Source organism: Flavilitoribacter nigricans DSM 23189 = NBRC 102662, from assembly GCF_002646595.1.
GTDB lineage: Bacteria > Bacteroidota > Bacteroidia > Chitinophagales > Saprospiraceae > Flavilitoribacter > Flavilitoribacter nigricans.
Window position 1 is genome coordinate 22576 of sequence record NZ_PDUD01000027.1, and the last position, 16054, is coordinate 38629.

10 protein-coding genes are annotated in these 16054 nt (G+C 52.8%); 9 read left to right on the forward strand and 1 reads right to left on the reverse strand.

What is annotated here, in order from left to right; genetic code table 11:
* Positions 1 to 134 precede the first annotated feature (134 nt).
* From CRP01_RS22870 to CRP01_RS22900, 7 genes are all read left to right on the forward strand, one after another.
* Complete coding sequence (locus CRP01_RS22870) at positions 135 to 803, forward strand: 3-keto-disaccharide hydrolase (RefSeq protein WP_099152435.1); 669 nt, start codon at positions 135 to 137, stop codon at positions 801 to 803.
* Positions 804 to 964: 161 nt separating this feature from the next.
* Positions 965 to 3349: a glycoside hydrolase family 95 protein gene (locus CRP01_RS22875; RefSeq protein ID WP_099152436.1), complete on the forward strand. Its 2385-nt coding sequence runs from the start codon at positions 965 to 967 to the stop codon at positions 3347 to 3349.
* A gap of 159 nt (positions 3350 to 3508) precedes the next feature.
* Positions 3509 to 4813 (forward strand): L-fucose:H+ symporter permease, encoded by a 1305-nt coding sequence (fucP, locus tag CRP01_RS22880; RefSeq protein WP_099152437.1) that lies wholly within the window; start codon positions 3509 to 3511, stop codon positions 4811 to 4813.
* A 450-nt stretch (positions 4814 to 5263) separates the two neighbouring features.
* Entirely contained in the window at positions 5264 to 6130 is an 867-nt protein-coding gene (locus CRP01_RS22885; RefSeq protein ID WP_099152438.1) for an AraC family transcriptional regulator, read from the forward strand.
* 98 nt (positions 6131 to 6228) lie between these two features.
* On the forward strand, positions 6229 to 8337 hold the full coding sequence (locus tag CRP01_RS22890) for a GDSL-type esterase/lipase family protein (protein WP_099152439.1): 2109 nt from the start codon (positions 6229 to 6231) through the stop codon (positions 8335 to 8337).
* Positions 8338 to 8445: 108 nt separating this feature from the next.
* Positions 8446 to 9123, forward strand: a complete 678-nt coding sequence (locus CRP01_RS22895; RefSeq protein ID WP_099152440.1) for a haloacid dehalogenase type II — start codon at positions 8446 to 8448, stop codon at positions 9121 to 9123.
* A 135-nt stretch (positions 9124 to 9258) separates the two neighbouring features.
* On the forward strand, positions 9259 to 11043 hold the full coding sequence (locus CRP01_RS22900; RefSeq protein WP_099152577.1) for an arylsulfatase: 1785 nt from the start codon (positions 9259 to 9261) through the stop codon (positions 11041 to 11043).
* A 70-nt stretch (positions 11044 to 11113) separates the two neighbouring features.
* Here CRP01_RS22900 and CRP01_RS22905 read toward each other — a convergent pair whose 3' ends face one another.
* Positions 11114 to 13018, reverse strand: coding sequence for an AAA domain-containing protein (locus CRP01_RS22905; RefSeq protein WP_099152441.1), 1905 nt, complete (start codon positions 13016 to 13018; stop codon positions 11114 to 11116).
* Positions 13019 to 13137: 119 nt separating this feature from the next.
* Between CRP01_RS22905 and CRP01_RS22910 the strand changes: the two genes are divergently transcribed.
* On the forward strand, positions 13138 to 13941 hold the full coding sequence (locus CRP01_RS22910) for a carboxypeptidase-like regulatory domain-containing protein (RefSeq protein WP_099152442.1): 804 nt from the start codon (positions 13138 to 13140) through the stop codon (positions 13939 to 13941).
* 230 nt (positions 13942 to 14171) lie between these two features.
* On the forward strand, positions 14172 to 16001 hold the full coding sequence (locus CRP01_RS22915) for an ABC transporter ATP-binding protein (RefSeq protein WP_099152443.1): 1830 nt from the start codon (positions 14172 to 14174) through the stop codon (positions 15999 to 16001).
* The last annotated feature ends 53 nt before the right edge of the window (positions 16002 to 16054 follow it).

Here is a 16054-nt window from a genome sequence, read left to right on the forward strand (position 1 = left end):
CAAAACTTAGAAGGTCTTTTCATGGCCCATCAAAAAAGATTACCCAATAGCAAAAAAAGTATTTGGTTTCTCGGCCCTTCTTGTTTTGTTTTACAGTTATTCCTTCACAACTGATCAATAATACCATTAGACTTATGAAAAATACCTGGCTACTGTCATTTATATTACCGATCGTGCTGCTGATCTCCGGTTGTGCCACCCAGCAGGGCGCTTCTTCCGAAAAGGGATTTGTCGATCTGTTTAACGGCAAGAATCTCGACGGATGGGTCGGCAACAAGACCGCCTATCAGGCCGTCAACGGAGAGATCGTCGTACAACCCGATGCCGGAGGCAGTGGCGGTAACCTCTTTACCGAAAAAGAATACAGCGATTTCATTCTCCGCTTTGAGTTCCAGCTGACGCCCGGAGCCAATAACGGACTGGGAATCCACGCACCGCTGGAAGGAGATGCGGCTTACCAGGGAAAAGAACTTCAGATCCTGGATAACACGGCCGAAAAATACGCCAATCTGAAGCCTTACCAGTACCACGGTTCGGTGTACGGGATCATCCCGGCCAAAAGGGGATTCCTCAAACCAGTAGGGGAGTGGAATCAGGAAGAAGTTATGGTCAAAGGGTCCAAGATCCAGATTACGCTGAATGGGGAGATGATCGTAGACGGCGATTTCCTGGAAGCGAGCAAAAACGGTACTATGGACGGTCGGGAACATCCGGGCCTGCAGCGGACCAGTGGCCACATCGGATTCCTGGGCCACGGCTCGGAACTGAAATTCAGAAATATCCGGATTAAAGATCTGCGGTAGTAAATATTTCGGGCATCAGCCGAAGTTGAACGCCAGTGAGCGTACGAGGGATGAGCCACCGCCAGGAAAGCGTGTGGCTCATCTTTGGTTTAGGGACGAAGTATTTTCCCAGCTGGCTGAAGGAGCCTTGATCATCAGTTTTTTAACCGAAAATATTCGTAATGACTTTCCGACACCTTTTACCCCTTCTGATCAGTGGTATTGCCATTATTTGTTCCTCCTGCCAATCTCCAACAGAAACGGCGACTCCCTACCCGGAGACACTCTGGTACCGAAGCCCGGCCTCCGAATGGAACCACGCCCTACCGGTAGGGAACGGCCGGATGGGAGCGATGGTCTTCGGTGGCGTTACCCGGGAGCGCATTCAACTCAATGAAGATTCCTTGTGGCCGGGTGGCCCGGATCTGGGCGATTCCAAAGGTGGTCCCACCGACCTCGAATTCCTGCGACAACTCGTACTGGAAGGCAAAGTACACGAAGCCGACCGCGAGATCGTAGAGCGTTTTTCGCGGAAAGCGGTCGTCCGCTCCCACCAGACCATGGGGGATCTGTACCTGGATTTTCCTTTCGAGAATGTAAAGGACTATCGCCGGTCTTTAAGTCTGGATTCTGCCCTGGTACGAGTAGGCTATACAGTGGGTGAAGCTCGCATTACGGAGCAGGTATTCACTTCCGCACCGGATGATGTACTGGTGATCCGACTGGAAACTACCAGTCCGGAGGGATTAGATCTGGAACTGAGCCTCGACCGGCCGCTGGATAAGGGCCAGGAAACGGTAAGTGTGAGTCCCAATGGCAATAACGAATTAGTCATGCAGGGAACCGTCACGCAGTACGGAGGGGCGATTGACGGTGAACCCAAACCCATGGATTACGGTGTTGAGTTTGAAACAGTGGCCCAGATCCATCACGAAGGAGGAACCGTCACGCCGGGAGATACGAGTCTGAGTATTCAGGGGGTAAAGCAGCTATCCATCTACCTGGTAAGCGCTACGTCATTTTACGAAGAGGATTTCCGGGCGAAAAACCGGCAAACACTGGCCGCACTGGAAGGCCGTTCCTACGAAGAACTGCTGGATCGGCATCTTGAGGATTTTCAGAGCCTGTACCAACGGACCGTTCTGGACCTGGGCGGTTGGGACCTGGACACCCTGGCTACGGATGTACGCCTGCAGCGCGTAAAAGAGGGAGCGAAAGATCCCGGACTGATCACAAAGATGTTCCAGTACGGGCGTTATCTTCTGATCTCCAGTTCCCGTCCGGGTACCAACCCGGCCAACCTGCAGGGGATCTGGAATGAGCACATTCAGGCACCCTGGAATGCAGATTATCATCTCAACATAAATCTGCAAATGAACTACTGGCCCGCCGAACCGACCAGTCTGAGTGAATGCCACGAACCTTTACTAAGCTTTATCGAAAGACTGATCGAACGGGGCCGAAACACCGCCCGTGAACAATACGGGATGCAGGGATCGGTGATCCACCATACCACCGACCTCTGGGCGCCTACCTGGATGCGGGCCGCTCAATCCTACTGGGGGAGTTGGATACACGGCGGCGGCTGGATCGTACAACACATGTGGGAGCATTACCGATTTACCCAGGACGAGACTTTCCTGCGGGAGCGCGCTTACCCGGCCTTGCAGGCTATCGCCGAATTTTACCTGGACTGGCTGGCCGAGCATCCGGATGATGGGACCTGGATCGGTTTTCCCTCCACTTCTCCGGAAAACTCCTATATCGCGGCCGACGGCAATTCGGCGGCGGTAGCACTGGGTACGGCCATGGGACAGCAGATCATTGCCGAAGTTTTTGATAATACCCTGGAAGCCGCCGGTATCCTCAATATAACGAATGAGTTCACCCGGGCCGTAAAGCAGAAACGGGAGCATATGCATCCGGGCCTGCAGATCGGTCCCGATGGTCGACTGCTCGAATGGGATCGGCCCTACGACGAACCCGAAAAAGGGCACCGCCATATGTCGCACCTGTACGCTTTACATCCGGGACACACCATTACCGCGACGGAAACGCCCGAGTTTTTTCAGGCCGCCCGAAATACGCTGGATTTCCGTTTGGCCAACGGCGGTGCCGGAACGGGCTGGAGCCGGGCCTGGCTCGTCAACTTTTCCGCCCGCCTGCTGGACGGTAATATGGCTTATGAACATCTGCGTCTTTTCCTGCAAAGATCAACGGAGATCAACCTGTTCGATATGCATCCTCCTTTTCAGATCGACGGTAATTTCGGTTTTACCGCCGGAGTAGCTGAGCTATTACTGCAATCTCAGAATGACGTGCTTGAGCTGTTACCTGCATTGCCGGATGCCTGGCCCTCCGGGAAAGTTACCGGTTTGAAAGGCCGGGGCAATTTTACCGTAGATCTGGAGTGGGCCGACGGACAACTGACCACAGCGGCCATTACTTCGCTGTCCGGGAAAATGGGGCAGGTACGCTACGGGGATAGAACGCTGGAGCTGGAGTTGGAAGAGGGGGAAAGCATCCGCCTGACCGGCGAGGATTTTTCAGAGCCCGGGGGTAATTGATCGGCCCCATTCAATATCTGTACCGGACCTCCGTCGGAATAGGGGTAGGAAGCGGGATATCCGTCTTCACTTACACCGGCGGTTGTGGGGGCGCCGGAATTGGCATTGCCCATCTCCAACAAAAAACTATCTTTGAACAAGTTTAAATTGAAATAGACTATGAATTCAAACGCTCCGGTGGTAGCCAAGGATGTGCTGTTACCCTTCATACTGATCACTTCCTTATTTGCCCTTTGGGGATTCGCCAATGCCGTTACCGATCCGATGGTTTCGGCCTTTAAGAAAGTACTGGAACTGGAAAATTTCCAGGCTTCGCTGGTGCAACTGGCGTTTTACGGAGGTTACTTCACGATGGCTTTGCCGGCAGCATTGTTTGTGCGAAAATATTCCTATAAGTTGGGAGTGATCGTCGGGCTGCTGCTTTATGCTGTCGGAGCCTTGTTATTCTATCCGGCCGCCGTGACCCAACAATTCGGCTTCTTTCTGTTCGGACTGTATATCCTGACCTTTGGATTAGCCTTCCTCGAAACGACGGCCAACCCTTATATCCTTTCTATGGGCGACCCCTCTACCGCTACCCGGCGGTTAAATCTGGCCCAGTCCTTCAACCCGATGGGGCTGTTGGGTGGTTTGCTGGTCGCTCAGCAGTTTGTACTGCGCAAGCTGCAATCCGATGACGTGGATTTCGCTTCGCTCAGCGAATCGGCCAAGGCCAGTATCCGGCAGGCGGATTTAATGGTGATCCGCGATCCCTACGTTGCTTTGGGCTTAGTAGTACTGGGCGTATTGGTGCTCATCGCGGTTAATAAGATGCCGGAGAAAAAAGACGAAGGTAGATCACTCGGGGTCTGGGAATCGATCCAGGGACTGGTGAAAAATCCGAAATATATCGAAGGCGTGATCGCTCAGATCCTGTACGTGGGGGCTCAGATCATGGTCTGGACCTATATCTACCAGTACGCCGAAGCGATCGGCATCCCCAATGATGTGGCGGGCAACTATCAGTTTGTCGCTTTCATCCTGTTCTTCGTTGGACGTTTTACTTGTACCTTCCTGCTGAAATACCTCAATTCCGGAAAACTGTTGATGTATCTGGCGCTGGCCGGTGCGGCTTTTACCGCAGCAACTATCTTCATTGAAGGAATGACCGGTCTCTATGCGCTGGTGGGTATCTCCTTCTGTATGTCTTTGATGTTCCCGACCATCTACGGTATCGCGCTGGACGGGCTGCGGGAAGAGCAAACCAAGATCGGTGCTGCCGGTTTGGTGATGGCCATTGTCGGTGGCGCTCTGATGCCGACCTTTCAGGGAATGATCCTGGATATCGGCGGTGCCGGTTACACGGATACCACTATCCTGGGCGTTTCGGAAGTGAATTTTTCTTTTATTCTGCCGCTGATCTGTTTCCTGTTTATTGCCTGGTACGGTCGCAAGGTCTATACCGTATTTACAACGACGGATTAGGGATAAGGACGTAATATTGGATTGGTAGATCCAAATCTCCTTTGTGTCAGTTATGGAACGTACCGGGTACCAGTAGCATGGTATCCGGCCTAAATTATCACGGAGCGATCGGTGGGAAAGATCTGTTGGCATGTAGTCAGCGGAGGACTTCTGGTATCTGGAAAGCATCGTTATACCACAAAAAAAAGGCTCTGAACGCTTTCAGAGCCAATCACCTTTCAAGTAATGTAAGAATAGTTTATAAAACAGCTTTTAACAATGCAAAGTAAAATTAAGCCTTCCTGCAGGCCAGGGCTAATATTATTTTTGCAAGCTTAGAACTAAAATTTGCACCCTGTTTTTCGCAATCGATTGTTAGATAACTAAAAATACAATAAGGTAAAAGCTTCGAATTCTTTCGAATTTTTGCTAATTTTAGTTTCATTTTGCAGGAATAGCAAAAAGAGACCTATGGAGCTAAGATATTTAAACCGTCAAAATCATTTCAATCGATCACTCACGCTCTCCAGACATTCCTTTCCACATTTCCTAAAAGTCTGGCATTACCACCTGGAATTAGAGCTGGTTTATATTACCGAAAGCAGTGGTACACGTTTCGTGGGCGATAATATTTCCAAGTTCGAACCGGGAGATCTACTGTTGTTGGGCGACTATCTGCCGCACATGTGGATGAATGATGAAGTATATTACGAAAGGCAGGAAGAACTCCGCGCCCGGGCCATGGTGATCCATTTTGACAAAAATATCTTTCAAAAGGTGCTGGGCCTGATCCCGGAAATGAATCAGATCAATCAACTGATGCAGGCCGCCTGCCGGGGGATCAGTTTTTCGGAAGAGGTGAAGGAGCCGGTTTACGACCTGCTCCAGGGTATGTTTGAACTGTCGCCGCTCGAGCAGGTACTTTCCCTTTTCAAGATCCTGGAGGTACTAACCACCGATAAAAACCGATCTTCCATCAGTAGTTCGGGTTTTACCAAAGCGTTCAATGCACCCAACAGCCGGAGACTGGATGTGGTGTATGATTATATACTGAACCATTTTACGGAGCAGATCCGGCTGGAAGATGTTGCCAATCTGGCGAATATGAACAGCGCCGCCTTCTGCCGGTATTTTAAGAAGGTGAATAAGACTACTTTCTCCAAATACCTGAACGAAGTGCGCATCGGCTACTCCTGCAAACTCATTATGGAGGAACAATATAGCGTATCCGAGATCGCCTATAAGTCGGGCTTCAACAATTTGTCCAATTTCAATCGGCAGTTCAAAATGGTCAAGGGCCTGTCGCCTACCGAATACTTAAAGCAGTACCCATCGTAACCGGCTTTCCGGAGGAACGCTTCGATCTGTCGGAAATTGTCGTTGGGCCCTGTTGACGATCAACCAGCCAATTTTAAACTCAAAATCCTAAAAACGGAATGCCACAGATCATATTTCTATTGTCGCTGTTCCTGAATTTTCTCGGACCGGCACCCACCGTCAATGTTGCCTGCGTAGGAGACAGCATCACCTACGGTGCGGGAATGGCCAATCGGGAGAAAAATGCCTATCCCCGGATCCTGCAGGAAATGCTGGGGGAAGCCTACGCCGTTAATAATTTTGGGGTAAACGGTCGCACCGCACTGCATCGCGGGGATTATCCTTACACCGAAACGGAGGCTTACCAGCAGGCGCTGAAAAGTGAACCGGACCTGGTTTTCATTATGCTGGGGACAAACGATTCCAAATTGCAGAACCGCCGGCATCTGGCGGATCTGGATGCCGATTACCGTGCACTGATCCGAAGTTTCCAGGAACTGAAGAGCGATCCGCGGATCGTTTTGTTGTTACCGCCGGCCGCCGCTTTTCTGGAAGATACCTCGTCGATCTGGGATCCCGTGATCCGGCAGCAGATCAAACCGGTCATTCAGCAGATAGCTTACGAAGAGGAGTTGGAACTGATCGATCTGTATCCTTTTTTCAGCGAACGGCCGGATCTGATGCCGGATAAGATCCATCCGTCTTCACTGGGTGCGGCCCGGATCGCCCGCCGCCTGTACGAGACGGTAAAAATGGAACGGAAGCTGCCCGATCTGCCACTCCGGAAACGGCTATCCGAAAGCGGGGAAGCCTTTAATTACCATGGTTATCAAGGGAAAAAGTTGGAAATTAACGGCCGCGAAAGCCGGATCGTCCAGCCCAAGTGGACCGCTCCCGGCAACCCCTGGGTCTGGAGGGCCCGTTTCTGGGGGCACGAACCCCAAACGGATATCGCCCTGTTGGAACGGGGCTTTCACCTGGTTTACACGGATGTAGCGGGCTTGTTCGGCTCGCCGGAGGCCGTCAGGATCTGGGATGACTTTTATGCCAGTATGGTGACCGCTGGTCTGTCCGAACGGGTGGCGCTGGAAGGCATGAGTCGCGGCGGACTGATCATCTATAACTGGGCCCTGGCCAATCCGGAAAAAGTCGCAGCGATCTACGCGGATGCTCCTGTACTGGATTTCAAAAGCTGGCCGGCCGGGAAAGGGACCGGCAAGGGAAGCCCGAACGACTGGAAGAAATGCATGGCCGCTTATGGCTTTGAGAACGAAGCGGAGGCACTTGCTTACTTAGGTAATCCGGTGGATCAGGCGGCGCGATTGGCTGCCCTGGAAATCCCCTTACTCCACGTATCCGGTCTGGCCGACGAAGTAGTTCCTTTTGCGGAGAATACCGGCCTGTTGGCGGAGCGGATCCGGCAGCAGGGAGGTGCGATCCGGACGATTAATAAAGAAGGCATCGGTCATCATCCGCATAGCCTAAAAGAACCAACGCCTATCGTCAACTTTATTTTGGAAGCTTACGGGATGCTGCCCAATCTGGCCATTGTTCCCCAACCGGCGGCGGAGTACCGCTCGGCGGCCGGCTGGCCGGAAGGTTGTGACTGGCACTGCAATCACGAGGATATCAACCGCCTTCTGAGTAATAGTACGGAAGTTGATATCGTATTTTTAGGCAATTCCATTACCCAGGGCACCGGCGGCCAGCGGGAGAGCGTAACCTACCAACCCGGACAGGAAGCCTTTTCCCGGGCTTTTGCGAAATACCACTGGATCAACGCCGGTATCTCCGGCGACCGGACGGAACACCTGCTCTGGCGATTGCAAAACGGACCCTACCGGGAAGCCCACCCGAAAGTAATGGTCGTGACCATTGGGGTCAATAATTTTGCCCACAATTCTGCCGCCGAGATTGCAGACGGCATCCTGGCGATTGACCGGTACCTGACGGCTCACCTGCCGGAAACGAGGCTGATCATTTCCGGTCCGCTGCCCACCGGCCTCCAGCCGGATTCCGAGCAAAGAAAAAAATACGAAGCGGTGCACGAAGCGCTGGCCGCTGAATTGCCCTCCGATCATTACTATCCGATTGGGAAAGAGTGGCTGCTACCTTCCGGTGAATTACATCCGGAATTTTTCAGTAAAGATGGTATCCATCTGGCGCGGGCGGGTTATGTCGCCTGGGCGGAAGCGCTGCAGGAAATTGTAGATCAGCTGATGAAATAACGGGTAGCTTACAACCAAAAGCTCATTTCAGCTTTTTATGTAGGAGGGAAAGCAAAGGTTTAAGCTGTTTCCCTATGCATTTTTATTCACCCGATCATCACCAAGACCATGACCCGCCCAACCACTATTTTTCTCGATGTCAACGAAACCCTCCTGGACCTGACAGCCCTCAAAACTTCCGTCGGTAAGGCCCTGGGAGGGAGAGAGGAACTTTTGCCGCTTTGGTTCACCACCATGCTGCAACATTCACTGGTGGCCAGTGCCATGGACCAATATGAAAATTTCGGTACTATCGGGGTCGCCACGATGCAGATGGTAGCCCGCAATCAGGGTATCGAACTGTCCGAGGCGGATGCCCGGGCGGCCGTAGCGCCGATCATCAGTCTGCCGCCCCATCCGGATGTGCCGCCGGCTCTGGAAAAGCTGAAGGATGCAGGATTTCAATTATACACCCTCACTAATTCTTCCCAGGAAGGAGTGCGGGCCCAGATGGCGAATGCCAAGCTGGATCCTTTCCTGGCGGGAAAATTAAGCGTGGAAGAGATCGCACTGTACAAACCAAATCGGCATGTTTACCGCTGGGCTGCCCGAAAGGTGGGCACTCCCGTTTCGGAATGTATGATGATCGCAGCCCACGGATGGGACGTTGCGGGAGCAATGGCGGCCGGTTTGCGAGCGGCTTTCGTTTCCCGGCCCGGCCAGCAGATGTATCCGCTGGCTCCGCGGCCGGAATTGGTTTTTCCCAGTTTCACACCTTTGGTAGAAGCACTATTGGCCATGGATTAAGGGGAACTCCCGGCCAAGGATGTCTTTATTTTGAATGACTCAAATATGAATGAGTAAGCGGCCGATCTGGCCGGTGTCCTTACCTTAATGTTTCCGCAGCCCGGTCCCACCGAGGGACTGACTAATGCCAATCTTATGCAATTTACACCTACAGTACGGATCTTATTTCTGAGCCTTTTGGCTTGCTTATACGGTGCGTGTACGCCGGATGCTCCGACGGATACGGGAGAGACTTCACCACCGAATATCGTCATCATCCTGGCGGACGATCAGGGTTGGGGCGATCTGAGCATGAACGGTAATCCGGTAGTAAATACGTCCCACATCGATAGTTTAGGTCGCAATGGACTGATCTTCGATCGTTTCTACGTCGATCCCGTTTGCTCGCCCACCCGCGCGGCTTTACTCACGGGGCGTTATGCGGTTCGCGGCGGAGTATACAGCACTTCTGCCGGAGGAGAGCGACTCGATCTGGACGAACAGACTTTTGCCCGGCACTTGCAGAATGCCGGCTATCGCACCGGAGCTTTTGGAAAATGGCACAACGGAATGCAGGCCCCATATCATCCCAATTCCCGGGGCTTTGAAGAATTTTACGGTTACTGTTCCGGGCACTGGGGCAGCTATTTTGATGCCATGCTGGAGCACAACGGTGCGATCGTCCAATCCGAAGGTTATCTGACGGATGTCCTCACGGAAAGAGCAATGGACTTTATGCAGGAGCATCGCGACGAGTCGTTTCTGGTGTATCTGCCGCTCAATACACCCCACAGCCCGATGCAGGTGCCGGACCGCTGGTGGCAGAAATTCGCGGATATGGAATTGCCGGCACACCGGTTTCAGGATCAGGAGAATCCCGATCATACCCGCGCGGCTTACGCCATGGCGGAAAACATCGACTGGAATGTCGGACGGGTAGCCGATAAACTGGCGGAACTGGGAATCGACGAACGTACCATCCTGATCTATTTCTCGGATAACGGCCCCAACGGATGGCGTTGGAACGGAGGCATGGCCGGAATAAAAGGGCATACCAATGAAGGGGGCGTGCGTTCTCCATTTGTCCTGTACTGGCCGGAAAAGGTGCCGCAGGGACGCGTGGTCCGTCAGATTACTTCGGTAGCGGATCTGTATCCGACCCTGCTCGATCTGACCGCCGTAGCGGATCCCGGCGACAAAGCAACCGACGGACTCAGCCTGCAGCCCCTGATCCTGGGCGATACCACCGCCTGGCCCGATCGCGTACTAGTCAACCACTGGGGCAATCGTACCAGTGTGCGTTCCCAACAGTATCGGCTGGATCATGAGGATCGGCTGTTCGATATGATCTCAGATCCCGGTCAGACGACTGACATAGGAGATAAAGTGCCCGCAGTTAAAGCCGTACTGAAGAAAAAGAAAGACATCTGGCGGGAAGAAGTGTGGAGCGAACTGCCCGAAGAGGACTTGCGGAGTTTTACAATTGGCCATCCGGATGCGGTCTACGATCAGTTGCCGGCTCGGGATGGGATCGCCCACGGCAATATTGAACGATCCAACCGCTGGCCCAATTGCTCGTTCTACACCAATTGGACCAGTCCGGAAGACAGCATCAGCTGGGAGGTAGAGGTGTTGGCCGACGGTGAATTTGAGGCCACGCTTTACTATACCTGTCGGGAGGGAGATACGGGAGCGGTGATTGCTTTGCAAACTGGAATGGAAGTAGCTACCGTAAAGATCGATGAGGCCTACGATCCTCCGCTGCGGGGGATAGAGCACGATCGTTATATAAGGGGAGAATCCTATGTCAAGGATTTTAAGCCGATTGCTTTGGGAACGATCTCTCTGCAGAAAGGGAAGCAGACCTTAAGCCTGAAAGCACTGGAGATTCCGGGGGAGATGGCGGTGGATTTTCGTCTTTTGTTGTTGAAACGGTTGTAGTGTGTGTGTAAGACCTGGAAAGTTTTTAAAACTTTCCAGGTCTGCGAGGTCTGCCGGGTCTGCCAGCCTCCTACTGCATAAACTCCCAGGCCGTCCGGTACTCCCCATGTTTTTCGCAGTATTCCAGGAAATCGATATAAAAAGGATCATTGCCGATGGTAGCACTGTCCCCGATGACAATCAGTTGCTGACGGGCGCGCGTCATGGCGACGTTCATCCGGCGGTAATCTTTGAGGAAACCGATCTCCCCCTTGCCGTTGGACCGCACCAGGCTGATATAGACCACATCGCTTTCCTGCCCCTGGAAACCATCAATGGTGTTGATGGTCAGCGGTACTTCTGTGAGTTCGGTATCCTCCGCAATGGCCGTATCCATATGCTTCACCTGTTCGCGGTAGGGAGAAATGATCGCGATCTCCGGTAGGGGTTGTTCCTGCTCCCGAAACGCTTTGATCAGGGCGTAAAGGTGTTCCCGCAGGATGAGGAACTCTTCGGGATTGAAGCGACTGAGATAGGCCAATTGTAATTTTTCGTCAAAACCGCACCCGGCCGTATCGATGAAGACCAACGGATGGTTGTCCTCGATGGGGAGTCGGTGGTCTTTTACGCTTTCGGCGGCCCGCAGAGCACCTTCGTAAAACCGTTGATTGGAGAAGCCCATAATTACCTCATTCATCCGGTACTGGACCCGGAGCAGACTGGTATGCTCCAGTCGTTGCAAACACTTTTCGATCAGGGTGATGTTCAGCCCTGCTTTTTCTGCAGCCCGGGATTTTACGGTGGGCGGCAACTGGAACGGGTCGCCGGCCAGTACAACGCGGGAAGCCTTGGTGATCGGGATCCAGCAGGCCGGCTCCAGGGCCTGGGCGGCCTCATCGATCAATACGGTGCGGAAGTTTCTCTTTTGCAGCACTTCGTTTGCCGCACCCACCAGTGTGCAGGTAATCACCTGCGCACTCGACAGGATATGGTCCAGCAGGCGGTCTTCCAGCTGGCGGGCCCAGGCGTTGAGCTCTCCGGCCTGGCGGAACATCTGACCTCTTTCGCGTCGTTCTTCCGGGCCGAAATTTCTTTTAAACCGCTTGGCCTGACGGCGGACCTCCGCCGCTTCTATCTTAACTTTTTTGATGTGCTTATTGTCGGGGTGGTGGGAGATCTGCCAATCCAGCGTATGGGACAGGATGGACTCATCCACCCGGGAGATATTCCCGATCCGGACAACATTCAAACCGGCATCCGCCAGCCTTTCGGTCAGCACATCGACGGCCGTGTTGCTGGGCGCAGTAACCAGTACCGTACTTTCCGTATCGACCAGGATCTTGATCGCCTGCACCAGTGTGGTAGTCTTACCAGTGCCGGGCGGGCCGTGGATCACGGCTACATCGCGGGCAGCTACGATCTGATTGATCGCGGCGTTCTGAGACTCGTTCAGGTCCGGAATGGAGAAGGTATGCGGCGTGGGATCGAAGCGGGCGGCCTGCTTACCGAAGAGGATGTCGCGCAGTTCGGCTAAGCGGTCTCCTTTCGCTTTCGACACCTGCACCAGGGCTTTATCCATTTCCAGATAGGTACGCTCATCGAACATGAGATTGACCCCGATCTGCCCCATTCCCAGCCAGTCCGGCAGGTCACTGCTGTTGAGGATGATCTTCATCCGGTTGCGGTTCACAAACTGGATAACCCCGTTCTTTTCGGGATGTCGGACTTCCGGTTGTTGGGTAAACAAACTCACCATTTTGCCGGCGCGAAACTGATCCGGTTTCTCTTCTCCGGTTCGTTCCACAATCACAAAGGCCCGGTCTCCCAAAGCGTAACCCGATTTGCTGACCACCACCGGGTACCAGGAATATCCCTCCGATACCCGCTTGTCGAGCGGTAGCTGCAGGATCTTCTGGCGGTGTTGCTCAAAATCTTCCTGTTTTTCCAGCTGTACTAATTCCCGCAAATGATCCAGCGCCTTCTGTATATCAGTCATGTAATGTTAAGCGTTTGTATAAATTTTTTCCCAGTCCGGCAAAACTGAACTTATTTCCACACCGGCTACCGGAAATAGAGAAGTGGCCAACGCACATATGCTCTAAAAATCTCTGATCTATGCTTACACGTTTTATCTGCGCACTTAACCTGCTCTTTTTTATCATTAGCTCGCCGAGCGTATCAGGACAATGTTTAGTCCGGGGAATTGTTCAGGAAGCCGAAGGAAAAAATCCGATCCCATTTGTCAATATCGGCATCCCGGATGCCACCATTGGTACCGTTAGTGACGAAGATGGCAAATTTATTTTGAAAGTTCCCGATTCCCTGGCCGTGGTCCGTTTTTCTGCGGTTGGTTTTCAAACGCTGAGTGTATCGGTGCAGGATCTGCTGCGTCAGCCGGTAATTTATCTCAAAGCAGGAGCAATTAACATTCCTGTGGTCGAAATCACGGCAACAAGGCTCGGCGAGGATGAGGTGCTGGGCAATCGCATCCCGTCCCGGCGATGGGGACTGGGTATGGGGTCCGGACAACTTGGAGCGGAAATAGGAACGGTGATCCGGGTCCGTCAACCAACGCTGCTGCAGGAGGCCCGTTTCGGTATCAGAGACCGCGGAGCGGACAGCCTGCTCTTCCGGGTCAACCTGTATCGCCTGGAAGGAGACCTGCCTGGGGAGCGCCTTGGGCCGGGGAACATTTTGCTAAGCTCCTATCTGCAGGAAGGCGAATTAGTGGCGGACCTGAGCCCCTACAATCTGGTGGTGGACGAAGATATCCTACTTTGTCTGGAATGGGTAAAAGGCCGTCAGGCGAATCAGGTTTGTTCAAAGCTTCTCCCAAAGGACAAAATGTTCCCAGATATACTCGTGCGACCAGTCAGGCACCATTGGTTCGAACCCAAAAAAAATCCAGGAAGTTCTTAAATGTAGGATTCTACCTGATCGGTAAAAAAATGAATTAGAGATCTTTAGTACTAAGCAAGTTGAAATTTCAACTATTTGGGGCCCAAAGTGTATATTATCCTGGCTGATGATGGAATGAGACCCGAATTCAGAAGACCGACGGACGGTATCTCCCGCTCCCGGTCTTCGCGTTGATTGTGTAAGAATCCCTTCATCACCCATCATTTATCAATTATCACATAATATAACTTATGGCTCGACCCCGTAATCGACAAACGGAATCTCTGTCCTACAAGGAGCAATTCAGTGCGCTGAAAAACCTGCCACCTTTCTTTCGACTGATCTGGGAGACCAGTAAAGGGATGACCCTGGGGAACGTCATCCTGCGGACGATCAATTCCGTCATTCCTCTGGCGATGCTCTATATCGGTAAAGAGATTATCGATTCGATCATCGCTTTGCAGAACGGCGATGCTGTCGATCAGGAATATCTCTGGATCATGGTGGCCTTGGAATTGGGGCTGGCGGTGATCAGTACGCTGATCAACCGGGCGATCACGCTATTGGACAGCCTCCTGGGCGACCTGGTATCCAACCGGACATCCGTTGATCTGATCCGGCACGCTGCAAAACTGGACCTTTATCAATTTGAGAACGCGGAATTTTACGATAAACTGGAGCGGGCCCGCCGTCAGACTACCGGGCGGACGATCCTGATGTCGCAGATACTCTCCCAGTTCCAGGATGTGATCAGTATCTTTTTCCTCGGAGCGGGTCTGGTCGTTTTCAACCCTTGGCTGATCCTGCTGCTCTTTCTCGCTGTGATCCCTTCTTTTCTGGGCGAATCGCGCTTCAACCAGTGGACGTATTCCCTGACCCGATCCTGGACGCCGGAGCGTCGGGAGTTGGATTATCTGCGTTATATCGGTGCCAGTGATGAATTCGCCAAAGAGGTCAAAACCTTTAATCTGGCTGATTTTATCACGAAGCGGTTCGCCTATCTGGCGGATAAATATTACCACGCTAACCGGAAACTCGCCGTCAAACGGGCCGCCTGGGGTAGTGGCTTATCCATGATCGGTACGTTGGCTTATTACGGCGCCTATGTTTTCATCATCATTCAAACGATCGGTGGGATCATCACGATCGGTACGCTGACTTTCCTCTCGGGATCCTTCAGCCGGATGCAGTCTATGTTGCAGCGGATCATGTCCCGCTTTTCCCAGATCGCGGATTCCGCGCTGTACCTGCAGGATCTGTTTGATTTCTTTCAGATCGAACCCATTATCAACTCCAAGTCCGGAGCCATCGCTTTTCCGGAAAAGATCAGGGAAGGGTTCCGTTTTGATAATGTCAGTTTTAAATATCCGGGTACCGAGCGTTGGGCGATCCGTAATTTGAGTTTCCATCTGCTGCCCGGTGAAAAACTGGCGCTGGTGGGGGAGAACGGAGCCGGTAAAACGACCCTGGTCAAATTGCTGGCCCGGCTCTACGAACCAACCGAAGGCGCCATCTTACTGGAAGGCGTCGATCTGCGGGAATACGACCTCAAGTCGTTGCGGGATAACATCGGCATTATTTTCCAGGACTATATGCGCTTCCAGTTTCGGGCCGGTGAAAATATTGCGGTCGGTAATATCGGGATGATCGAGGACGCCGAACTGATCGAAACCTCCGCCCGGAAAAGCCTCGCGGACACCGTGATCGAAGAACTGCCGGATCGCTACCAGCAAATGCTGGGCCGCCGCTTTGCGGACGGGGTGGAACTATCCGGCGGACAGTGGCAAAAGATCGCTCTGGCCCGCGCCTACATGCGCGATGCCCAGCTATTGATCCTGGATGAACCTACCTCCGCCCTTGATGCCCGGGCCGAGCACGAGGTTTTCCAACGCTTTGCGGATCTGATCGAAGATAAAAATGCCGTACTGATCTCCCATCGCTTTTCTACGGTACGGATGGCGGACCGCATCCTTTTTCTGGAAAATGGTCAGTTATTGGAATTAGGGAGTCACGAGGAATTACTGGCTATGAATGGGAAGTATGCGGAGCTGTTTCATTTGCAGGCGCAGGGGTATGTGTGAGGGTTTGACGGTTGATGGTTGAGGGTCGACGGTGGATGGTCGATGGTTGACGG